We start from the raw sequence: 21,451 nt of genomic DNA on the forward strand, positions 1-21,451 counted from the left end.
ACATGACCCAGGACAGGCCTCTGTGGTTGTTCGGCGACCAGCTCGGCGGGCACTTCCACGGCACCCACCGGAACCGGGGCCGACCGATCCTGCTGATCGAGTCCGAACTGGCCCTGCGGCGCAGGCCCTACCACCGGCAGAAGCTGCACCTGGTCCTGGCGGCCATGCGGCGGTTGGCGCGGGACCTGGGCACCCGGGTCACCTATGTCCGGGCGGCGACCTACCGGGAGGGACTGCGCCGGTTCGGCCAGGCGGTCGATGTGCACGAACCCGGGTCGCACGCCGCGTTGGCACTGGTCGAAAGCCTGCGGGACGAGGGGTTGGTCGGCGAGGTCCTGCCCACTCCGGGGTTCGTGTTGGGCAGGGCCGAGTTCGCCGAGTGGGTGCAGGGCCGGTCGGGCTTCCGGATGGAGGACTTCTACAGGGACCAGCGCCGCAGGTTCGGTGTCCTGCTGGAACCCGACGGTGGGCCCGTGGGTGGCGGGTGGAACTTCGACAAGAGCAACCGTGAGGGACCGCCCAGGGCCGCGACATTGGGGGTGCCAGCACCGTGGCACCCGCGGGAGAACGCCATTGACCAGGGGGTTCGCCGGGACCTGGACGCCCTGTGCGGGGAGACCGGGAGCAGGGTGGTGGGCGAGGACGGTCCCCGCCTGTTCGCGGTGGGCCGCGCGGAGGCCGGGCGGGCGCTGCGCCGGTTCCTCGATGATCGGCTGCCGACGTTCGGCGCCCGCCAGGACGCCATGTTGGAGGGCGACTGGAGCATGTCGCACTCGCTGCTGTCGGTCCCGCTGAACCTGGGTCTGCTGGACCCGCTCAGGGTGGTCGAGGCCGCCGAGCGCCGGTATCGGAAGGGCACCGCACCGCTCGCCTCGGTCGAGGGGTTCGTCCGGCAGATCCTCGGTTGGCGCGAGTGGACCTGGCACCTGTACTGGCATCTGGGGCCCGACTACCTGCGGTCGAACCACTTCGGTGTGCGCACGGAGCTGCCGGGGTGGTGGCGCGAGCTCGACTCCGAGGGGATCGAGGCACGGTGTCTGAGCCAGACCATGGCGGGGTTGCGGGAGCGCGGCTACGCCCACCACATTGAGCGGTTGATGGTGCTGGGCAGCCACGCCCTCCAGCGGGGCTACCGGCCCGAGCGGCTGAGCGAGTGGTTCGCCACCTCGTTCGTGGACGGTTTCCCCTGGGTGATGGCCACCAACGTCATCGGGATGAGCCAGTACGCGGACGGGGGACAGGTGGCGACCAAGCCCTACACCTCCGGGGGTGCCTACATCCATCGCATGAGCGACCACTGCGGCTCGTGTCGGTTCGACCCCGGGGTGCGGGTGGGGCCCCGGGCCTGTCCGTTCACCGCCGGGTACTGGGCGTGGATGAGGCGCAACGAGGAGGTGCTCTCGGGCAACCACCGAATGGCGCAACCCCTCGCGACGATGCGTCGGTTGCCGGACCTCGAGGCACTCGTCGAGCAGGAGCGGCAACGGGAGTAGTCCTGGGTGTTTTGTGGCTTTGGGGGTGGTTTCTGGGGTGACCGAAAACGCGGGAGTTCGGTGGTCCTGGATGCGAGCTTAATGCGGTCTTCGGGTGGATCTTTGGTCTTTTGTGGGTGCCTTGGGGGATAATGTCTCCGACGTCTTCGGGGGCGGGGGGAAGTTCTGTTGGTGCTGCTCATGCGGCATGTTGGGGCTCTGGGGTGAGGCGATGTGCCTCGAAAGTCCGTTTTGGGAATCGGAGTGTGGTGGGAAGGCCTTCTTGTGTCTGAAAAAGAGGTTCCTGTGATTTCGCGACGGAGTTTCTCGTAAAGTGAGCCGCGGTTTGGGGGACGGTTCGGGAGCGCTCGAGAATGGGCTCCTCCCTGCGTTTCGTGTCCCCTCGCCCTCTCAGTCCCGCGCGGCCCAACCGCCGCGCGGGTACACGCGACCACCATGAGGAGAGACACCTCCGATGTCGATCGACTCAGCCCCCGAGGTTCGGACCAGCGATCAGCAGAGCCTGGCGACCGCGGCCGCGCGGAACCTGGCCACCACCACCAAGTCCGCTCCGCAGATGCAGGGGAAGAGCTCCCGCTGGCTGCTCAAGACTCTTCCGTGGGTCCAGACCGACGGTGGCGCCTACCGGGTCAACCGTCGCCTGAGCTACACCATCGGCGACGGCCGGATCGACTTCGAGCAGAACGGCTCCGAGGTGCGCGTGATCCCGCGCGAGCTCGGGGAGCTGTCCCTGCTGCGCGGGTACGACGACATCGAGGTCCTGGAGGCGCTGTCCCGGCGCTTCACCCAGCGGGAGTTCGGGCCCGGTGAGGTCCTCGCCCAGCAGGGCTCCTCCGCCGACCACCTGTACCTGCTGGCACACGGCCGCGTGCACAAGACCAGCGAGGGCGCCTACGGGGAGACCAACCGCCTCGGCGTCCTGGCGGACGGCGACAAGTTCGGCGAGCGGTACCTCCTGGAGACCGAACCCACGTGGGAGTTCACCGTCAAGGCGGCGACCGCGGGCACCCTCCTGGAGCTTCCGCGCCAGGAGTTCATCGCGCTCCTGGACGACTCTCCCAGCCTCCAGGCCCAGGTCCAGGGCTACCTGTCGGCACCGGGGCACAGCCAGAACAAGTACGGCGAGGCCGAGATCGCCCTCTCCTCCGGGCACTCCGGTGAGGTCGAGCTCCCCGGCACCTTCGTCGACTACGAGCTCAAGCCCCGTGAGTACGAGCTGAGCGTGGCCCAGACCGTGCTGCGCGTGCACACCCGGGTCGCCGACCTCTACAACAAGCCGATGAACCAGACCGAGCAGCAGCTCCGCCTGACCATCGAGGCGCTGCGCGAGCGCCAGGAGCACGAGCTGGTCAACAACCGCGATTTCGGACTGCTGCACAATGCCGACTTCCGCCAGCGTATCCAGACCCACTCGGGCCCGCCCACCCCGGACGACCTCGACGACCTCGTCAGCATGCGGCGCAACACCCAGTTCATGTTCGCCCACCCCCGGGCCATCGCGGCCTTCGGCAAGGAGTGCAACAAGCTGGGCCTCAACATCGGCACGGTCGAGGTCGGCGGGCACCACCTGCCCGCGTGGCGCGGAGTGCCGATCCTGCCCTGCGGCAAGATCCCGATCTCCGACCACCAGACCTCCTCGATCATCGCCGTGCGTACGGGCGAGGACAACGAGGGCGTCATCGGACTGCACCAGACCGGCCTGCCCGACGAGGTCGAGCCCGGCCTCAACGCCCGGTTCATGGGCATCGACGACAGGGCGCTCATCTCCTACCTCGTGAGCACCTACTACTCCGCCGCCGTGCTCGTCCCGGACGCCCTGGGCGTCCTGGAGAACGTCGAGGTCCGCCCCCGTGCCTGAGCCGTCCACACCCTCAGGGAAGGGGGACTGAGTGTCACTGCTGTCCCGGATGTCCTCGACCAGCGCGGGGCACTCGACGGCGGAGCTGGTGCGGTCGCTGCTGCTCGACCCCCAACGCCCCGGGAACGCCGACCTGCTCGCGACGTCCGCGAGACCGGTTCGCGGACCCCGTCTGCCGGGCGGGCCCTCGGGGCTGGGGACCTCCGCCGCCCGGATCCTGCTGCCCGACCGGCCGCCCGTCTCCGAGCCGCGGGGCCAGCGGGCCGCCACCCTGGTTCCGGCCTCGCCCGCGGGTCCCGGACTCCCGCAGGGCGACGGCGGTTCACCGGTCCCCGTGCTCTACTGCCCTCCCGCCGTCCGGGACGACCCGGCGCTGGGGGAGGAGGTCAACGACCGCCTGGTCGAGTGGGCCGAGGAGGTCGGTGTGTACCCCGGCCAGCTCGACCGCGTGCGCGCCTGCGACTTCGGACGCCTCATCATGCTCGCCCACCCCGAGAGCGACGACCCTGAACGGTTGCTGGCCGCGGCCAAGTGCGCGCTTTCCGAGTGGTCGGTGGACGACCACTACATGGACGGTGAGGTGGAGGAGGCCCAGCCCGAACTGCTCGGGCAGCGGCTGGCGATCGCCCACTCGGTGATCGACCAGGCGCACCTGCCGCTGCGCTACGCACCGCAGTTGGAGGAGGTCGTCCAGGCCGACCCGGTCATGGTGGCGCTGCGCGCCGCCCTGGACAACCTGTCCGACTACGCCTCGGCCGCACAGGTACGCCGTCTCCGGCACGAGCTGGCCATCATGTTCGTGGCCTACAACCAGGAGGGGGTCTGGGCGGCGACCGGCCAGCGTCCCCCGGTCTGGGAGTTCCTCATGCACCGGCATGAGAACAGCTTCGTGCCCTGCATGGTGCTCATCGACGCGGTCGCCGGCTACGAACTCTCCCAGGCCGAGTTCGCCGACCCCCGGGTGCGGAGGGTCTTCACCCTGGCAGGGTCGGCGAGCGTGATCGTGAACGACCTCTACTCGATGGGCAAGGAGGACCCCTCGGACTTCAGCGTCCCGCGGCTGATCGCCACCGAGGAGAACTGCTCGGAGCAGGAGGCCATCGAGCGCACCGTCCTCATCCACGACGAGATCATGCACACCTACGAGGCCGAGGCGGCCGCGCTCGCCCTCGCCGGTTCGCCGGAGCTGCGCCGCTTCCTCGCCGGCGTGTGGGCCTGGCTAGGGGGAAGCCGGGAGTGGCACGCGCGGACCGCGCGCTACCACGGCGCCTCCGCCACCTGACCCCACCGCATCCCAGACCCCTCCGAGCGGGGGCGCGTGCCCCCGCTCCGGTTCGGTGTGCGCCGCTGACGCGGTGCGCCCGAACCGAGGACGAACACCACCATGACAAGGAGCAACACGATGACCACGACCATGCCCTCTCACAACCCGGTGCGGAACCAGGGCCAGGTCCTGCGTACCGCCTACCAGCAGTCCGTCGCCGACTACTGGAACGCGGAGAAGGACCCCGTGAACATCCGCCTGGGTGAGGTCGACGGTCTCTTCCACCACCACTACGGGATCGGCGACTACGACCCCTCCGTGCTGGAGGGCCCCGAGGAGACACGCGAACAGCGGATCATCGAGGAGATGCACCGCCTGGAGACCGCGCAGGCGGACGTGCTCCTGGACCACCTCGGTGACATCACCCCGGACGACCGCATCCAGGACACCGGCTCCGGCCGTGGCGGCACCAGCTTCATGGCCAACGCCCGGTTCGGCTGCCACGTGGACGGGGTGAGCATCTCCGAGCAGCAGGTGGAGTTCGCCAACGCCCAGGCCCGTGAGCGGGGTGTGGACGACAAGGTGCGCTTCCACTTCCGCAACATGCTGGACACCGGCTTCGAGACGGGTTCGATGCGGGCCAGCTGGAACAACGAGTCCACCATGTACGTGGACCTGTTCGAGCTGTTCAGCGAGCACTCCCGCCTCCTGGAGTACGGTGGCCGCTACGTCACCATCACCGGTTGCTACAACGACGTGACCGGCGGCCGCTCCAAGGCGGTCAGCCGGATCGACGAGCACTACACCTGCAACATCCACCCCCGGAGCGAGTACTTCCGGGCGATGGCCGCCAACAACCTCGTGCCGATCAACGTCGTCGACCTCACCGCCGCGACCATCCCGTACTGGGAGCTGCGCGCGCAGTCGCAGGTCGCGACCGGCGTGGAGGACCCCTTCCTGGCCGCCTACAAGGAGGGCAGCTTCCACTACCTGCTCATCGCGGCGGACAAGGTCTGACCCCTCCGCACGCACGGCCCGGTGACCGGGGCGCCCTCCCTCAGGGGCCCCGGCCCGGGCCGTCGTCACCACGCGGCACGCCACAACACCGTCGAACACGAAGGGCGCTCATGACCACCGACACCCATGCCGGAGTCCCCGGGTCCGTGAACGAGACCGTGCGGGACGAGCACCGGCCGATCATGCTCGAACTGGTCGACGAGGACGGGACGACGACGGGCACCGCCGAGAAGCTGTCCGCGCACCGGGCCCCGGGCCAGCTGCACCGGGCCTTCTCGGTCTTCCTCCTGGACGAACGGGGTCGCCTGATGCTCCAGCGCCGGGCACTGTCCAAGTACCACTCGCCGGGCCTGTGGTCCAACACCTGCTGTGGTCACCCGGAACCGGGCGAACTCCCCTTCGTGGCGGCCTCCCGGCGCACGGGCGAGGAGCTGGGGGTGGCCCCGACCCTGATGCGCGCGGCCGGGACGGTGAGCTACCACCACACGGACCCGGTCTCGGGTCTCGTGGAACGCGAGTTCAACCACCTGTTCGTCGGGGTGGTCCGGGGCCAGACCCGGCCGGACCCGGAGGAGGTGGCGGAGACGTGCTACGTGGACGCCGTCGGACTGGAGCGGCTGCGCGGGACGGCGGAGTTCTCGGTGTGGTTCCCGACGGTCCTCGACGCCGTGCGGCCCGCCCTGCGGGAGCTGGGCGCCACTGCCGGCTGGTGATCCGGAGGCCGGGGCGGTGGGACCCGGACCGGAAACCGGGGGATCAGACGTCGCAGTCCTTGCAGCGGCTGGTGGCGACCCGGTCGGTGTTGCCGTGGGTGGCCCTCAGGGGCGAGCCCTCGCTGATCCGGCGCCACACGGAGGGATCGGCGTCGAGGACCCATCCCCACTTGGGGGCGCTGACCCCGCTCGGGTACTGGTGCTGGCAGCCGGGAAGGTGCGCCTTTCCGCTGCTGTGGATGTGGATCTCGCTCACGGTGGTCGCCTCGCCGCGACGACGGTCGGTTCTGAGCGCGCAGGCACAGCCGCCGTCCAGGGGGAGTTCGCAGAAATCACAGCGTCTCATCGCACCATCATGCAGAGCCGGTGAACCGTGCGGAAGCCCCCTTCCGCCACCGCGACACGTCCGGGCCGTGTGGACCACCGTCCACCGGCCCGGATCGTCGGGGGTCAGCAGCGGGAGTTGATGGTGCCCTGGATGGAGGACTTCTCGGTGCTGGTCACGGACAGGCCGTAGCGGTGCTTCACGTTGACCCAGGCCTTGACGTAGTCGCAGTGGATCGCGGTGCGCGGCGGCATCCACGCCGAAGGGTCCCGGTCGCCCTTGGAGCGGTTGCTGCTGGCGGAGACCGCCCACAGCTGGGGCGAGGAGACGTCGTTGGCGAAGGCGCGGCGCTGGGCGGCGGACCAGCCGTTGGCGCCCGACCGCCAGGCGTCGTGGAGCGGCACCATGTGGTCGATGTCGAACGAGGACGCGTTGTCGGTCCACACGCCGTCGTACTCGCTGGACCACCGGCCGGAGGTCGGCTGGCAGTTGCCGTCGACCTGGACGGTGTGGCCGTCGCGTCGCAGGACGGTCTCGCGCGCGTCGCAGGGGCTGCTGATGATCACCCAGTGCGGGAAGAGGCTGCGGTCGTAGCCCGCGCCGTTGTTCTTGGCGCGGACGGTCAGGCCGTTGAGCTGTGACTGCGCCGCCGACGCGGAGGGGATGCCGGGCGGCAGGACGTGGTGGGCCAGGGCCGGGGTGGCCCAGCCGAGGACGGCGACGAGCGCGGCGGCGGTGAGCGCGGACAGGGCGCCGACCACCGTCCGGCGCGCGCGGGTGAGGGGGAACGTACGGGGGATCGCGGGCAACGCTGCTCCTTGGGGGAGGAGGGTGTCGGTCGAACCCTCACACCATGGGGCCTCGAGGGCGGTCTGACCAGACCCCTCCAAGTGAAATCCGTTCCGTGGTCCGGTTGCGGCGCGGTGACGGCGCTGGTGGACGACCGTTGCCCACTGGCGCCGTTGATCGACCGCGCGCCCGATCCATCGCGGCCGCGCCTTCACACACCCTGTTCCAGTTCCCGCAGGGCGACGGTCAGGAACTCGTCGAACTCGGTGTCCGCCTCGTCCAGGGCCTCCCGTGCGCGTTCCTGCGTCACGCGTTCCCGGCACTCGCGGAACTCGCGGAAGTCACCCTCGCACTCGCCCGCGAGCTCTCCGGCGGAGAGGTCCCCGCCCGTGTCCAGGTCCATGCGGATCAGGATGAAGTGGACGTCCTCGATCTGCCCCCAGGCGGTCCACGTCGCCATGTTCAGTCCGTCCGCAGTCATCTCCATGACGAACTTGCCGCCGTCGTCGGGGAGCGCTGGGGAGTCGGACGAGCGCAGGGTGGCCTCCATCTCGACCCCCTCGTTGACCACGGTCATGGTCGAGCAGGTGTCGAGCAACGACTCGTACGCGGACGTGTCGAGGTCCGCCTCGTCGAAGTCCCCGGTGACCAGTACGTAGGTGTAGATCGAGGGCCCGGAGCGGGAGTTCACGGCCACCTGCCCCGCGCCCTCGGCCGACTCCTCGGGGAGGTCGGCCGGGCCCTCGTTCATCGCCGCCGCGCACTCGGGGGGCTCGACGGAGTCGAAGTCGGTGCCGGAGGTGCTGGTGCCGTCCAGCTCGGCCATGTCGACGCTCTCCACGTCGTACCCGGCCGGGTAGTCGGATCCGGAGGGCAGGAGGGACTCCAGGCGGTCACTGGCGGTGACGTTGATCTGCTGATCGCAGGCGGTCAGTGGCAGGAGCAGCGCGAGGGGGAGGAAGGGGACGAGGGCGGTCCTCTGGCGCACGGGGAGTCCTTCGGGGTCGGGGGTTCGTTCACCCGTGTCGGACCGCCGTCCCGGCGAGAAGGTTGCGCGTGTGTCCGGACCCGGCCAAGCCGAGGTGAGCCCTCCACCCGGCCGTGGCTCAGGGGAATCGGCGATCGGGGTACCGGGGTGGAGGCGCCGGGTGGGCACTCCGGTCGGTCGCTGTGAGTGGGGTCACGGACACCCACGGTCCCACCAGTCACACCTGTAACTTCCGTCACCTGATCGTTTCTTACCGGGGTCGCGGTAAACGATGCCTTTCACGTGGGTGGATCATGCCTAACCTGTGGGTGTCCCCACGGGACCACCATCCCGATTTCCCCGAAAGGCCTGATCCGTGATCTCTCAGCGCAGCGCGGCCGCACTAGGACTGGTGGGCGGCACGGCACTCCTCCTGTCCGGCTGCGGCTCCCCCCAGGGCGGCGGAGCCTCCTCGGAGCCGGTGACCGGAGGCGAGCTCGTGGTCGCCTCCCTGCCCGCCGTCATCGACCCGCACGCCACCACCTCGCGCTCCAACTGGATGGTCGCCGCCTCGGTGTGTGAGGGCCTGTTCGCCAACGCGGCCGACACCTCGATCCAGGACGGCCTCGTGGACTCCCACGAGTACGACGCCGACGCGGGCGTGTACACGCTGCACCTGAGGGAGGGCGTCCCGTTCCACGAGGGCGGTCAGCTCACCGCCGCCGACGTCGTGGCCTCACTCGACCGCTACGCCGACTCCGACCCGGGCGAACTCTTCAACAGCTTGGTGGAGGAAATCGTCGAGACCGACGACCTCACGGTCACGATCACCACCGTCAACCCCACCGGCGCGATCCCCGCACTGCTCTCCACGCCCGACACCGGCGCCTACATGATGTCCGCCGCCTCGCTGGAGGCCGCCGGGGACGACGAGCTGTCGTCCCTGGACTGCACCGGCCCCTACAGCCTGGACGAGTTCACGGTGGACCGCCAGGCCACGGCCTCCCGGTTCGACGACTACGCCCCGCGGGACGAGGACCCGGACGGCGCGGCGGGGGCCAAGACCGCCCACGCCGACACCCTGAGGTTCATCCCGTTCAACGAGTCCAACACGCTCAACCAGCTGCGCACGGCCGAGGTGAACGTCGCCCCGCAGTTCCTCGGCGTCGACCAGCTGGACGTCTACGAGGCCGACCCCTCGCTCCAGGCGGTGCTGAGCGAGGACTCCGAGTTCTCCATCATGCAGTTCAACCTGCGCTCCGAGCTGATGGGCGACGTGCTCATGCGCCGCGCCGTGCTCAACGCGCTGGACTTCGCGGAGATCGAGACGCAGTACCTCGGCGGGACCGACTACTTCACCGAGGACTCCAGCTTCTTCCCGCCCGGTTCGCCCTGGTACTCCGACGCCGGATCCGAGGCCTACACGGACCGTTCCGCCGAGGAGGCCGAGCGCCTGCTCGACGAGGCCGGGTACGACGGCACCCCGGTGCGCGTGCTCTACCGTCCCTCCAACGACAACTACGGCCCCATCGTCCAGCAGCAGCTGGAGGCGGTCGGCCTCAACGTCGACCTCCAGGCGATGGACGCCGCCACCTTCGGCTCCACGCGGACCGAGGAGGACACCTGGGAGGTGTTCCTCGGCGGGGGCGCGGCCTACTCCGACCCCCTGACCGTGGTCTTCCTCAACGACGACTTCCCCGGTTGGTGGGCCACCGAGGAGAAGGCCGAGCTCATGGCCGCCGTCACCGAGGGCGAGGACACCGAGAGCCGCAAGCCCGCCTGGGACGAACTCCAGGAACTCATCTGGGACGACGTCCCGTTCATCCGCTTCGGCCACGAACCCCGTCTCGCGGTGACCTCCGCCGACGTCGGCGGTTTCGAGGCCACACAGGGGACCGTCCGGGGCTTCTACAACATCTGGATCGACCAGTAGGACCCCGCCGCCCGGCGGCCCGCCGCACGGCCGCCGGGCCCGGAACCCACCGCGCACGAAAGACTCCTCATGAGAACCACCCTGCGGTCCCTCTCCAGGGACCCGAGCGCGATGACGGGCGCCGCGATCGTCGCGATCATCACGCTGCTGGCACTCCTCGCCCCCGTCCTGGGCGGTGATCCCGACCTGCTCCGACCGAGCGAGCGACTCCAGGCCCCCGGAACCGGCGGCCCCCTGGGCACCGACGAGCAGGGCCGCGACATGTGGACGGTGCTGCTCCACGGAGCCCGCACCTCGCTCGGCATCGCCGCCGCCTGCACCCTGCTCGCCATCGTCGCCGGGTTCCTCACCGGCGTCGTCTGCGGCTACTTCCGCTGGGTGGACGCGATCGTCATGCGCGTCATCGACGGACTGATGTCGTTCCCCAACATCATCCTGGTCATGAGCCTGGTCGGTGTCCTGGGCCGCGGGGTGGGGCCGGTCCTGTTCGGCCTCACCGTGGTCCTGGTGCCGCCGATCGCCCGCGTGGTCCGCGCCGCCGCGCTCACCGCGCGCTCCGCGCCCATGGTGGAGTCGGCCCGCGCGCTGGGCGCCAGGGACTCCTGGATCCTCTTCCGCTACGTGGCACCCGAGTCCGTCTCGGTGCTCATCGTCCAGGCGACCATGGGCTTCGCCGCCACGGTGCTGTCCATCGCGGCCCTGAGCTTCCTCGGTATCGGGCTGCCTCCGGACGTGCCCAGCTGGGGCGCGAGCCTGTCCGCGGCGCAGCAGTACGCGGCGGTGGCCTGGTGGATCGGGGTGTTCCCCGGCGCGGCGATCCTGCTGACCGTCCTCGGGCTCATCCTCCTCGGCGACGGACTGCGCGACGCCATGGACCCGAGGGCCCGGCGCCTGGCCGAGCTGGCGCGCTCCTCCAAGTCCTCCGCCCGGTCCTCGCGACGGGTCGCGGCCACCGCCCGCTCCGACGAGAAGGACGGGTGACCCGTGCTCTCCTACGTGTTCAAACGCCTGCTGGCGCTCATCCCGACCGTCGCCGTGCCGATGGTTCTGCTCTTCGTCCTGCTGCGGCTGACCCCGGGCGACCCCGCCGCCGTCATCCTCGGTGAGAACGCGACGGCGACCGAGATCGCCGAGCTGCGCACCGAGCTGGGACTGGACGCCCCGATGTGGCAGCAGTTCCTGGACTGGCTCGCCAGGATGGCGCGCTTCGACTTCGGGGAGTCCATCTTCCTGCACGCGCCCGTGGCCGAACTGGTCCTGTCGGCCGCGCTCGTGACCGGCCAGCTGGCGCTGATCTCCATGCTCCTCGCGCTGCTCATCGGCCCGGCTCTCGGCGCCGTCGCCGGAGCCACGAGGTCGAGGGCACTGGACCGGACCATGGTCGTCGGTTCGGCGGTGGGCGTGGCCATGCCCACCTTCTGGCTGGCCATCCTGATGGTCATGCTCTTCGGGGTGACCCTCCAGTGGCTGCCGGTCGCCGGATTCACCCCGATCACCGAGGACCCCGTCCAGTACGTGCGCTACATGGCGCTGCCCTGCCTGGCGCTGGGCACCCTGGAGGCGGCCACGCTGTTCCGGTACTCGCGCAACGGCGTGCTCGACGCCAAGCACCAGCCCTTCGTGGCCACGGCCCGCGCCCAGGGCCTGCCCGAGCGCACCATCACCCGCTCCTACGTCTTCCCGGCCGCGCTCGCGCCCCTGGTCACGGTGGTCGGGCTCTCCCTGGCCTCCATGCTCGGCGGCGCGGTGGTGACCGAGAACGTCTTCTCGTTGCCGGGGCTGGGCAAGCTGCTGCTCACCGCCGTCGAACGGCGCGACTACCCGCTCATCGAGGGCTGCATCTTCTTCATCGCGGTGGCCTTCGTCCTCGTCAACCTGCTGGTCGACGTGGTCGCCGCCACGCTCGACCCGCGCATCAGGCTGGAGGCCAAGGAGTGACCACGAACTCCACCGACGACATCCTGTTGGACGTGCGCGGCCTGGACGTCGACGTCCTGACCCCGGAGGGTCCGCGCCGCGTGGTCCACTCCCTCGACCTCACCCTTCGCCGCCGGGGCACCCTGGGGATCGTGGGGGAGTCCGGTTCGGGCAAGTCCATGACGGCCACCGCCGTCATGGGGATCCTCCCCGAGACCGCGATCGCCTCCGGGCAGGTGCTCTACCGGGGCCGCGACCTGCTGTCGCTGCCCGCGCGGGAACGGCGAGCCATGGCCGGACGCGAGATGGGCTTCGTGTTCCAGGAGCCCATGAGCGCGCTGCACCCCACCAAGACCATCGGGGGGCAGATGGCGGCGCCCCTGCGCCTGCACCTGGGGCTGACCCGGCGCCAGGCCCGTGCGCGCAGCGCCGAACTCCTCGACCTGGTCGGTATCCCGCCCTCCCGGGGCGTCCTCGACGCCTACGTGCACCAGCTCTCCGGCGGTATGCGCCAGCGCGTCATGATCGCCATGAGCATCTCCTGCGAGCCCGACCTGCTGATCGCGGACGAACCCACGACCGCGCTCGACGCGACCATCCAGAAGCAGATCCTCGACCTGCTGGCCGAGCTGCGCGAGGAGCTCGGCCTGTCCGTCCTGCTCATCAGCCACGACCTCGGACTGGTCTCCCGGTACACGGACGACGTCGTGGTCATGCTCGACGGCCACGCCATGGAGTCGGGCCCCACCGACCGCGTGGTCTCCGCCCCGGAGTCCGGGTACACGCGCGGGCTGTTGGAGGCCTCACCACGGCTCGGGCACAGCCCGGACCGCCTCCCCGTCATCGACAAGAGCCGATTCACCAAGGCGGTGCAGTGATGAGCACGACCGACGGCGCCGCGGGGGCCGAACCCGTCCTGCGCATGGAGAACGTGACCAAGAGGTTCCGTCTCGGCGGGATCCTGCGCCGGACCGCGCACGTGGCGGTCCGGGACGCCTCCCTGGAACTGGGCCGCGACGAGGTCCTGGGCCTGGTCGGCGAGTCCGGTTCGGGCAAGTCCACCCTGGGGCGCATGGCCATCGGCCTCATCCGGCCCACCTCGGGCTCGGTGACGGTGCTGGGCCGGGACATCCTGTCCATGCGCCGGGCCGAACTGCGCGCCTACCGGCGCCGCATGCAGATGGTCTTCCAGGACTCGTCCAACTCCCTCAACCCGCGCATGACCCTGCGCGAGCTGCTGGAGGAGCCCTACCGGGTGCAGGGGCTGCACACCCCCGCCGAGCGGGAGGCCCGCGCTCTGGCGCTCGCCGACGAAGTCGGGCTCGCCCGGTCCTGGATGGGGCGCCTGCCCCACGAGTTCTCCGGCGGTCAGCGCCAGCGCGTGTCCATCGCCCGGGCCCTGGCCCTGGAACCCGAACTGATCGTCGCCGACGAGCCGGTCTCGGCACTGGACGTGTCCGTGCAGGCCAAGGTCCTCAACCTGCTCAAGGACATCCGCCGGGCACGCGGGCTCTCCCTGCTCTTCGTCAGCCACGACATGGCCGTCGTCGACTTCATGTGTGACCGCGTCGCCGTCCTGAACGGCGGCCGGGTCGTCGAGTCCGGCCCCACGTCCCGGGTGCTCCGCGCCCCGGAGGACGACTACACGCGCACGCTGCTCGAGGCCGTGCCCCGACTCTGATCGTCCGTTCCCGCACGCCCGCCCCCCTTCCGTTCTGGAAGAAGGAGAACATGACCACCCGACACGCGCAGGCGAAGCATGCCCTGATCCGGGGTCCCGTCCCCGAGACCGACGGGAACCGGGCCGTGGTGCTCGAACCCTACGGGGTCGACCGCATCCCCACCTACGACTACGTCCAGGAGGAGTACCTCGTCTCCGGCACGGCTGCCGGCGACCCCTACAGCACCCGCATCCTCATCCGACGTCCCGCGGACATGTCGCTGTACACGGGGCGGGCGCTCGCCGAGGTGAGCCACATCTGGGGCGGGAACTCGGTGTGGCGGGCCTTCAACCGCCAGATCATGCGCGGGGGCTTCATCTGGGTGGGCATCGACTCCCAGGCCCCGTCCGCGCTCGACCTCATCAAGGGGGTCGACGAGCGCCGGTACGCGGACATGACCTTCTCCCCGGGGGAACTGGCCAAGGACTTCGCGGGCAGCATCCCCTTCACGGAGAACCCCACGCCGGAGGTGCTGGCCCGCGAGTACGACGAGTTCAAGGAGCGGTGGTGGCGCGCCACGCCGCAGTCGTTCGAGATCGTCGCCCAGGTGGCCAACGCCCTGAGGGAGGGTCTCCCCGGCCTGCCCGAGGCCGCCGTGCGCACCCTGCTGTTCGCCGGGATCTCCCAGACCGGCGGGGTCGTGCGCAGGTTCGTCGAGCGCCACCACGGCGTCCTGCGGCGCCCGGACGGGGGCCCCGTCTTCGACGGGTACATGCCCTGCGCCTCCGGAGGCCCCGCGCTGCCGGACGTGGACGCCCCGGTCATGGAGGTGCTGGGTGAGGCGGAGTTCCAGTCCGTCCGCTGGGCCTGCGGGGTCTCGGGCCAGGTGCGGGGGCTCACACACCGCAGGCCGGACTCGCCGAACTTCCGGCTGTACGAGGTGGCGGGGATGGCGCACCGGGAGACCCGCCAGATGAGCGACCGGGACCGCGAGCGGCTCCGGGACTGCCCGCTCCCCGAGGGCGCCCGGTGGTCCACCTTCCCCAACTCCCACGTGTACAACGCCCTGCTGGAGTCCCTTTCCACGTGGGCGCGCGGCGAGGCGGCGCCCCCGGCGTCCCGCCTCCTGGAGACGGTGGACGACACCGACACCGTGCTCAGGGACGGTGACGGCAACGCCAGGGGCGGGCTGCGCACCACCTACACCGACGCACCGCTGTCGACCCTGGTGGCCGCCACCCCCATGGGCAGGCCCTCCTGGTACCACGGCAGTGAGACGCCGCTCGGCGCCGAACGGCTCGTGGAGCGCTACGGCGACGCGGACGGCTACCGGCGCGAGCACTCGCGGGTTCTGGACCGGATGCTCGCCGAGGGGTTCGTCCTGTCGGAGGACGCCGAGCAGCTGCGGCTGGCCGCGGAGCTGGTCGACTTCTGACCGGCGCGGGTCCCGGTTCCGCGCGACGCGGACCGGGACCCGTGGCGTTCCGGACCGCGATCGCCGCACGGGGGAGCGGGGTCACGGGGCGGCTCCCGCGTCCCGGCGTTCACTGCACGAGGCGGGTCAGGAACTGGTGTCCCAGCGCGTAGACGGTGCCCAGCCTGATGCGGTGGCGCACCAGCCTGCCGTCGCGCACGGACTCCAGCAGCCCGGCCTCGCGCAGGCGCCGCAGGTGCCGGGAGACCTGGGGTTCGGTCATGCCGACCCGTGCCGCCAGCTCGCCCGTGGTGCAGTGCTCGTTGACCAGGTGTCGGCACAGCACCAGCCTGGCGGGGTCCGAGAGCACGGCCATGCGGTGCTGCAACTCCTTGAGGGGGACGTCGGTGGTGCCCATCTCGGTGATGGGGAACTGCACCACGATGGGCAGGTTCGCGCGGGGCTGGGCCTCCTCGAACTTCACCACCAGGTGGGGGCCGGTGAACAGGCTGGGCACCAGGACCAGGTCGCGTCCCGAACAGGAGACGAAGGCGTTCTGCAGCTTGTCGTAGGCGACCTGAGCGGTCTGCGGCAGGTAGTGCCCGCCCGGTGTGAGCGAGGCCAGCACCACTCCGAGCCGGTCCCTGGAGAAGCGCCCCCGCACCTCGCGTTCGGCCGTGGCGAGCTGGGGCAGGGTGGCCTCCCAACGCGCGCGGAAGAACGTGTCGTGGCAGTGCTGGAGCAGGTCGGACAGGTTGTGGCGAAAGGCCGCGCGGTCGGCCAGGAAGAGTTCGCCCAGCTCCTCGCGTTCCTCGCTCTTGGCCCGGCACACCTCCAGGAACTCCGCCCGGTGTTCGCTGGGGTCGCGCAGGCCGTAGTAGCGCTCCCAGCTCCCGCTCGCGATGGTCTCCGCCACCATGGAGTCGAACACCGACGCGGGCATGGCGTTCATCAGCGCCAGTTCGTCCTGGAACGTCGCCGGGTGGCTGGTGTCCAACGGAAGCAGCGCGCGCAGACGGAACCGCGCCCACAGGGGGGCGAAGGTGCGCAGACGCCGATCGGTGGCACGGTCCACGCCGGACCGCACGGCCCGGATGTCCCGGCTCGCGCCGGGGTGGTGGCCCGGTTCGGCGACGCTGTGCAGGAACGCCATCAGCTCGGCGAGTGGCGAGGGGCGCACCACCACACGTGAGGCGTCGGTGCTGACCAGGTCGAACACGATGGGCATGCCCAGATCCTAGTGACCCCCGGCACCCGGTGATCCCGGGCACCCCCGCCACCGTGGGCCCCGTCCGGCGTGACCCCGAGGACCTCGGGGAGCGTCAGCCCCCGGAGCGCAGACGGTCCAGCTCGATGCGGAGTTCGGCGGCGAGGGCCGCGGCGCGGTCGAGCCCGGAGTACGAGGCTGGAGCCTCCGACGCCGCGGACTCCGGCGTGCCCTCCGGGGACGGCGCGGCCGCCAACGACGGACCCGGAGCGATACGGATCTGGTCGGCGGCGCCGTCCGCCTCGATGTCGAAGACCACCCGGTCGGAGCGGTGCCAGCTCTCGAACCACTCCAGGGGCAGGCCGTCCTGGTCGAAGGTGCCGCCCTCCAGGAGCAGGAGCGGGGCTCCGTCGGAGACGCCGAGCTCGCGGGCGATGCGCGGGTCGGCGGGGACCGCGCGGATCTGTCTGCGACCGCTGCTGGGCACGGCGTCGAACCGCGTCTCCATGAGCCGGTGCAGGGAGGCGTTGGCCAGCATGGCCGAGTCGAGGTCGGTGAAGCGTCCCGCCGGGAGCCAGGTGCGTACGTAGGACAGCGCCTCGTCGTCGACCGACCGGATGCGCTCCAGGCGCAGCAGGTCCTCGGTCACCAGGTGGTGGACGGCCGAGGGTGGTCCGCTGCGGGTCCGCTCCAGGGAGACCACCGCTGTGCGCAGGCTCAGCCCCTCGGCGGAGAACTGGTCGAAGAGTCCGGTCACCCGCTGCACCAGGCGGTGGTGCTCGGTGGGGACCGCCGCGACCGGGGCCCGGCCCCTGGTCCGACGGACCGTCCCGTCGTCCTCCAGGGTGGCCAGAGCCTGACGGACCACGCTTCGGGAGACGCCGAAGCGTTCGCGCAGGGCGGCCTCGCTGGGCAGGGCGTCACCGGGCGGGATCGAGCGGTCGCGGATCTCCGCGCGCAGCGCGTCGGCCACCTGGGCGTGCAGGGGCCGGGGGTCGGAGCGGTCGACAGGCATGGCCGTCATTCTAGGGCGTGTGGCGCGGGTGCCACGGAGCGTCGAAGGCGCCCCCGGCCCGCGGGTCGCGCGCGACGGGGCGCGCCCCCGCCTCCCCGGAAACCAGGGGAGACGGGGGCGTCCCGGCCGCCTTGCGGCGGTGCGATCCGTGCCGTCAGGAGGCGGTGGCCTTCCAGACGTGCCCCCAACCGGGAGCGAGCTCGGCGGCCCGGCGCAGCGCCAGGACCAGGCTGGCCTCACGCGCGATGCCCTGCCCCGCGATGTCGAAGGCCGTACCGTGGTCGACCGACACCCGGACCACCGGCAGACCAGCGGTGATGTTGACGCCGTCGTCACCGTAGACGGCTTTGAAGGGCGCGTGCCCCTGGTCGTGGTAGCAGACCGCGACCAGCTTCCACTTGCCCCGGACTGCCGCCGGGATGAGCGCGTCGGCCGGGATCGGCCCGTGGGCGTTGATGCCCTCCGCCCGGGCGCGTTCGATGGCCGGGGCGAGCACGTCGGCGTCCTCGTCGCCGAACAGGCGGTTCTCCCCGGCGTGCGGGTTGAGTCCGGCCACGCCGATGGGCTCGTCCGCCTCCCCCTGGGCACGGGCGAACGCGCTCATCAGCCGCAGGACCTCCAGGGTGCGTTCCTGGGTGACGTCCTCGATAGCGCGGCGAAGCGAGACGTGCGTGGTCAGGTGGAAGAAGGACAGCTCGCCCGCGGACAGCACGAGGCTGTAGTCGCTGACCCCGAACTCGTGCGCCAGCAGTTCGGTGTGTCCGGGCCACAGGTGCCCGCCCAGGTGCATGGCGGCCTTGTTCAGCGGCGGGGTGACGATCCCGTCGACCAGACCCCGCTTGGCCAGGTCCACGGCCGCGATGACGAAGCGGGCCGCGCCGTCGCCCGCCTCGGCGCTCAGTTCGCCGTAGGGGACGTGGCCGAGCGAGGGGCCGGTCTGGACGACGTCGATCACGCCGGGGGCGTCGGCCGCGTCGGCGGGGGAGTCGATCGGGTTCACCGCCGACGCGTCCCCGCCCACGGCGGTGACGGCCCTGCGCAGGGCGTCGGCGTCGCCGACGACCACGGGCCTGGCCAGCTCACGGACCTCCGGGTGGTGAAGGAGCGCCTTGGCGGTGATCTCCGGACCGATACCCGCTACGTCACCGAGGGTGACCGCGAGGGTGGGGCGGCTCATACGTTGCTGCCTTTCGTGTTGCGGACCGCGTCAGCGGCCTCGATGAGGGCGGTGGGGGAGCCGAAGCCCCCGGCCTTGGTGACGATGGCGAGACCCTCGCGGGGGCCGCCCGCAAGGGAGCCCAACGGGATGCCCGGGGCGACCTCGCCGGTCAGGACGATGGCCCTGGCCTGGAGGGACGCGGTCAGGGCGCGTGCCCCGTCGCCGCCGGTGACGACGAACCCGGACAGTGGGTACCGCTGGGCGACGCGCGCTGCCAGCTCCCCGAAGCTTCGGGCGACCAGGGCGGGGTCCAGCCCGCTGGTGCGGTCGTCGGGAGCGACGAGGGCGGTGTGCGGGCAGGCGGGGTCGAAGGTGTCCAGTACCCGCTGCGACCACTCCCGCCATGCGGCGTCGTCGGCCAGCGCGTGGGCGTCGGGCTGCTCCACCCGAGTCCACTCGTCGGCCATCAGCTCGGCCACCTGACCACGTGCGGCCTGGTGGAGGGAGGTCACCACCACCAGGGTCGGGTCCGGTTCCAGGACGGGGCGCCAGGACTCGGCCAGCCGTGTGGCCAGACCGGCCGAACCCACGGGGACGGCTCGGTCTCCCAGGGCTGTGACGGCGGCGGCGACCCGGGCTAGGTCGGCGTCGCTCTCCGCGTCGACGACGGCCACCGGGGCGGCGGCGCGCAGCAGCTCCGCGTTGGCCTCGGCGTCGTCACCGGTCAGCCGGACGTACCGGGCGCCCAGGAGTTCGGCGATCCGGCTCTCGGTCACCGGGGAGACCGGGTCGTCGCCGACGGCGGTCCGGTGCACCTCGACCCCGTCCACCAGCAGGACCCCGTCGCGTACGACGCGTCCGTTGGCGGGGAAGGCCGGGCAGACCACGGCCACGGTTCCGGGCGGGGACACGGAGAGGACGCCGTCGATCTCCGCGCGGATGGGTCCGCGCAGGGTCGAGTCGACCTTCTTGTAGATCAGGTCGAGGCCCGCGTCACGGAGTCCGCGCACGGCCTCGGCGGCCACGGTGGCGGCCCGCTCCGGTGAGAGGGCCCGTGAGTCGGTGGTGACGGCGACCACGTCGGAGGTGGACTCCGCCGCGCTGAGCTGGAGCTCGGTGCGCCAGCCGGCGCGCACGAACTGCACGGCGGTGTCACCGGCGCCGGTGAGGTCGTCCGCGACCACGGCCACCCGTGGTGTGCGTGTGTGGGTCATGACCGGGTCTCCTCCTGGTCGGGACCGTCAGTGGCGGACCCACTGTCGGCCTTGTGCTGTTCGGCGATCTCAGCGCGCTCCGCCTCGGCGGGCGCGGCTCCGGCACGGCGCAGCACCCAGGTGGTCACCAGCGGTGCGAGCAGGGCGGTGACCAGCACGCTCGCGGCGACCTGGGTGGTGGCGGTGCCCGCGTAGGAGAGGAAGGAGGGGTCGGCGGCCGCGATGATGGCCGGGGTGGCGACGGCGTTGCCCGACGCGGTGCCCGCGGCGAAGCCGATCCCCGACTCCTTGCCGCGCCGCAGCAGGAAGCGGTAGCCGAGGTAGACGAGCCCACCGGTGACGAGGGTGATCGCCACGCCCAGGAGGACGCCGGACAGGCCGCCCCTGGCCACGTCCGCCAGGTTGATTCCGGTGCCGAGCGCGAAGGCGAAGAACGGGATGACGATCGCGGGGACCGGGGTGAGGAGCTCTCGCCACTGGGAGTCGAGGTTGCCGACGAGCACGCCGAGCAGGAACGGGATGATCGCGGCGACCAGGGTCAGGAAGGGGATCTGCCCGAGCCCGGAGGCGCCGATGAACAGCAGGGCGAAGAACGGGCCGTCGTTGATGGCCCCGGCGATGTAGGCGCCGCGGTCCTTCGTCCGTCCGTACTGTCCGGTCAGGGCGAGCCAGAGACCGCCGTTGGCGTTCGTGGCCGCGGCCAGCATCGCCATGATGGAGATCCCCAGGACGCCCTCGGGGCCGGTGACCATCGCCAGGGCGATGATGAGCAGGCCCGGGATGATGCTCTTCCCGAGGAGGACGACACCCGTGGTGGCCAGCACCGGACCGCTGGTGCGGAGGGTGACCTGGGTGCCGGTCGCGAAGATCAGCAGGGCGATCAGCGGCATCGCGCTGTCCTTGAACAGCGCCGTGGTGAAACTGCCGATGTCCAGCGCGGCCGGTGCGAAGGTGCCCAGGATCGAGCCCAGGACGAGGGGAATGAGCATGGCCCCGCCGGGGACCTTGTTCATCCACTTGAGAAGGGGTACCAGCGACCCCTGGCTGTCACTCATAAGTGTCCGTTCACATGGGACCGGGTTCGTGGACCGACGTCTCACACGGCACCGGTACACGCTTTGTCCGTACAGAGTGTACGTACAATTTCGCGATAGTCCACCGAACAGGCACAGAACTTCACAACACGCCCCCGTCCACGGGCGGCCCTGGGCCTATCCGCGTGTCCGGGTGTGCGGCATGGGCGGGATGGGGCGGTCAATCCGTGCGTTCCTTCCGGCCTGGCGGGGCTCGCGGTCCTCCCGGACACAGTCCAGGATCTCGACGGCGGCGCGTCTGCCGGCGATCTCGAAGCTCCGGGGGTTGGAGTCGACCCAACTCCACGCGGCGTCGCGGAACACGATCCGAGTGGCGTAGGGGGACCTGCCCCGGCCCCGGATCTCCAGGCCCTCGCGGACCCCCGTCTCGAGGGCCCTCCTGTACTCCTCGGGGAGGGGCTCGTCTGGGTG

19 protein-coding genes and 1 pseudogene are annotated in these 21,451 nt (G+C 71.0%); 11 read left to right on the forward strand and 9 right to left on the reverse strand.

What is annotated here, in order from left to right; translation table 11 throughout:
• The first annotated feature begins 2 nt into the window (after positions 1-2).
• The 5 genes from ADX84_RS03070 (at position 3) to idi (ending at position 6,345) form a co-directional block, all read left to right on the forward strand.
• Positions 3-1,493 (forward strand): cryptochrome/photolyase family protein, encoded by a 1,491-nt coding sequence (locus tag ADX84_RS03070; RefSeq protein ID WP_049567091.1) that lies wholly within the window; start codon positions 3-5, stop codon positions 1,491-1,493.
• A 454-nt stretch (positions 1,494-1,947) separates the two neighbouring features.
• On the forward strand, positions 1,948-3,351 hold the full coding sequence (locus ADX84_RS03075) for a family 2B encapsulin nanocompartment shell protein (protein ID WP_049567095.1): 1,404 nt from the start codon (positions 1,948-1,950) through the stop codon (positions 3,349-3,351).
• Positions 3,352-3,382: 31 nt separating this feature from the next.
• Positions 3,383-4,633, forward strand: a complete 1,251-nt coding sequence (locus ADX84_RS03080; protein ID WP_049567100.1) for a family 2 encapsulin nanocompartment cargo protein terpene cyclase — start codon at positions 3,383-3,385, stop codon at positions 4,631-4,633.
• Positions 4,634-4,753: 120 nt separating this feature from the next.
• Positions 4,754-5,632: a geranyl diphosphate 2-C-methyltransferase gene (locus tag ADX84_RS03085; protein ID WP_049567103.1), complete on the forward strand. Its 879-nt coding sequence runs from the start codon at positions 4,754-4,756 to the stop codon at positions 5,630-5,632.
• Positions 5,633-5,742: 110 nt separating this feature from the next.
• The gene (gene idi, locus ADX84_RS03090; RefSeq protein ID WP_234003824.1) at positions 5,743-6,345 is read left to right on the forward strand and encodes an isopentenyl-diphosphate Delta-isomerase; all 603 of its coding nucleotides are present in this window, start codon (positions 5,743-5,745) and stop codon (positions 6,343-6,345) included.
• Positions 6,346-6,388: 43 nt separating this feature from the next.
• Here the strand turns inward: idi and ADX84_RS03095 are convergent, their stop codons facing one another.
• The 3 genes from ADX84_RS03095 to ADX84_RS03105 all read right to left on the reverse strand — a co-directional run bounded on the left by ADX84_RS03095 (position 6,389) and on the right by ADX84_RS03105 (position 8,447).
• Complete coding sequence (locus ADX84_RS03095) at positions 6,389-6,691, reverse strand: hypothetical protein (protein ID WP_049567107.1); 303 nt, start codon at positions 6,689-6,691, stop codon at positions 6,389-6,391.
• A 104-nt stretch (positions 6,692-6,795) separates the two neighbouring features.
• Positions 6,796-7,479 carry an HNH endonuclease family protein gene (locus ADX84_RS03100; RefSeq protein ID WP_049567111.1) on the reverse strand — a complete coding sequence of 228 codons (684 nt, stop codon included), beginning with the start codon at positions 7,477-7,479 and terminating at the stop codon, positions 6,796-6,798.
• 191 nt (positions 7,480-7,670) lie between these two features.
• Positions 7,671-8,447, reverse strand: coding sequence for a hypothetical protein (locus tag ADX84_RS03105; RefSeq protein ID WP_049567114.1), 777 nt, complete (start codon positions 8,445-8,447; stop codon positions 7,671-7,673).
• Between the two features lie 355 nt (positions 8,448-8,802).
• Between ADX84_RS03105 and ADX84_RS03110 the strand changes: the two genes are divergently transcribed.
• From ADX84_RS03110 to ADX84_RS03135, 6 genes are all read left to right on the forward strand, one after another.
• Positions 8,803-10,359 (forward strand): ABC transporter substrate-binding protein, encoded by a 1,557-nt coding sequence (locus tag ADX84_RS03110; RefSeq protein ID WP_049567117.1) that lies wholly within the window; start codon positions 8,803-8,805, stop codon positions 10,357-10,359.
• Positions 10,360-10,428: 69 nt separating this feature from the next.
• Positions 10,429-11,340, forward strand: coding sequence for an ABC transporter permease (locus ADX84_RS03115; protein ID WP_049567120.1), 912 nt, complete (start codon positions 10,429-10,431; stop codon positions 11,338-11,340).
• 3 nt (positions 11,341-11,343) lie between these two features.
• Positions 11,344-12,297: an ABC transporter permease gene (locus tag ADX84_RS03120; RefSeq protein WP_014910150.1), complete on the forward strand. Its 954-nt coding sequence runs from the start codon at positions 11,344-11,346 to the stop codon at positions 12,295-12,297.
• Positions 12,294-13,154 carry an ABC transporter ATP-binding protein gene (locus ADX84_RS03125; protein ID WP_049567126.1) on the forward strand — a complete coding sequence of 287 codons (861 nt, stop codon included), beginning with the start codon at positions 12,294-12,296 and terminating at the stop codon, positions 13,152-13,154. Before ADX84_RS03120 ends, ADX84_RS03125 begins: the two co-directional genes overlap by 4 nt.
• Positions 13,154-13,957, forward strand: coding sequence for an ATP-binding cassette domain-containing protein (locus ADX84_RS03130; protein ID WP_017544776.1), 804 nt, complete (start codon positions 13,154-13,156; stop codon positions 13,955-13,957). Before ADX84_RS03125 ends, ADX84_RS03130 begins: the two co-directional genes overlap by 1 nt.
• 50 nt (positions 13,958-14,007) lie before the next feature.
• Entirely contained in the window at positions 14,008-15,372 is a 1,365-nt protein-coding gene (locus ADX84_RS03135) for an alpha/beta hydrolase domain-containing protein (RefSeq protein WP_049567129.1), read from the forward strand.
• Between the two features lie 109 nt (positions 15,373-15,481).
• Here the strand turns inward: ADX84_RS03135 and ADX84_RS03140 are convergent, their stop codons facing one another.
• From ADX84_RS03140 to ADX84_RS26240, 6 genes and pseudogenes are all read right to left on the reverse strand, one after another.
• Positions 15,482-16,579, reverse strand: coding sequence for a DUF5937 family protein (locus ADX84_RS03140; protein WP_049567133.1), 1,098 nt, complete (start codon positions 16,577-16,579; stop codon positions 15,482-15,484).
• A gap of 94 nt (positions 16,580-16,673) precedes the next feature.
• On the reverse strand, positions 16,674-17,582 hold the full coding sequence (locus ADX84_RS03145) for a GntR family transcriptional regulator (protein WP_049567136.1): 909 nt from the start codon (positions 17,580-17,582) through the stop codon (positions 16,674-16,676).
• Between the two features lie 145 nt (positions 17,583-17,727).
• On the reverse strand, positions 17,728-18,750 hold the full coding sequence (gene pdxA / locus ADX84_RS03150) for a 4-hydroxythreonine-4-phosphate dehydrogenase PdxA (protein ID WP_049567139.1): 1,023 nt from the start codon (positions 18,748-18,750) through the stop codon (positions 17,728-17,730).
• On the reverse strand, positions 18,747-19,946 hold the full coding sequence (locus tag ADX84_RS03155; RefSeq protein WP_049567141.1) for a four-carbon acid sugar kinase family protein: 1,200 nt from the start codon (positions 19,944-19,946) through the stop codon (positions 18,747-18,749). Before ADX84_RS03155 ends, pdxA begins: the two co-directional genes overlap by 4 nt.
• On the reverse strand, positions 19,943-21,001 hold the full coding sequence (locus ADX84_RS03160; protein WP_049567144.1) for a 2-keto-3-deoxygluconate permease: 1,059 nt from the start codon (positions 20,999-21,001) through the stop codon (positions 19,943-19,945). The genes ADX84_RS03155 and ADX84_RS03160 overlap by 4 nt, the downstream gene beginning before the upstream one ends.
• A gap of 156 nt (positions 21,002-21,157) precedes the next feature.
• Positions 21,158-21,451: pseudogene (locus ADX84_RS26240) on the reverse strand (hypothetical protein); the annotation flags it as partial.

This window comes from Nocardiopsis sp. SBT366, from assembly GCF_001083815.1.
GTDB lineage: Bacteria > Actinomycetota > Actinomycetes > Streptosporangiales > Streptosporangiaceae > Nocardiopsis > Nocardiopsis prasina.

Excerpts from the sequence above, each read along its gene's own strand:
- ADX84_RS03070 (WP_049567091.1), top strand. The coding sequence starts at position 3 with ATGACCCAGGACAGGCCTCTGTGGTTGTTCGGCGACCAGCTCGGCGGG.
- ADX84_RS03075 (WP_049567095.1), top strand. The coding sequence starts at position 1,948 with ATGTCGATCGACTCAGCCCCCGAGGTTCGGACCAGCGATCAGCAGAGC.
- ADX84_RS03085 (WP_049567103.1), top strand. The coding sequence starts at position 4,754 with ATGACCACGACCATGCCCTCTCACAACCCGGTGCGGAACCAGGGCCAG.
- idi (WP_234003824.1), top strand. The coding sequence starts at position 5,743 with ATGACCACCGACACCCATGCCGGAGTCCCCGGGTCCGTGAACGAGACC.
- ADX84_RS03095 (WP_049567107.1), bottom strand. The coding sequence starts at position 6,691 with ATGAGACGCTGTGATTTCTGCGAACTCCCCCTGGACGGCGGCTGTGCC.
- ADX84_RS03115 (WP_049567120.1), top strand. The coding sequence starts at position 10,429 with ATGAGAACCACCCTGCGGTCCCTCTCCAGGGACCCGAGCGCGATGACG.
- ADX84_RS03130 (WP_017544776.1), top strand. The coding sequence starts at position 13,154 with ATGAGCACGACCGACGGCGCCGCGGGGGCCGAACCCGTCCTGCGCATG.
- ADX84_RS03135 (WP_049567129.1), top strand. The coding sequence starts at position 14,008 with ATGACCACCCGACACGCGCAGGCGAAGCATGCCCTGATCCGGGGTCCC.
- ADX84_RS03140 (WP_049567133.1), bottom strand. The coding sequence starts at position 16,579 with ATGCCCATCGTGTTCGACCTGGTCAGCACCGACGCCTCACGTGTGGTG.
- ADX84_RS03145 (WP_049567136.1), bottom strand. The coding sequence starts at position 17,582 with ATGACGGCCATGCCTGTCGACCGCTCCGACCCCCGGCCCCTGCACGCC.
- pdxA (WP_049567139.1), bottom strand. The coding sequence starts at position 18,750 with ATGAGCCGCCCCACCCTCGCGGTCACCCTCGGTGACGTAGCGGGTATC.
- ADX84_RS03155 (WP_049567141.1), bottom strand. The coding sequence starts at position 19,946 with ATGACCCACACACGCACACCACGGGTGGCCGTGGTCGCGGACGACCTC.
- ADX84_RS03160 (WP_049567144.1), bottom strand. The coding sequence starts at position 21,001 with ATGAGTGACAGCCAGGGGTCGCTGGTACCCCTTCTCAAGTGGATGAAC.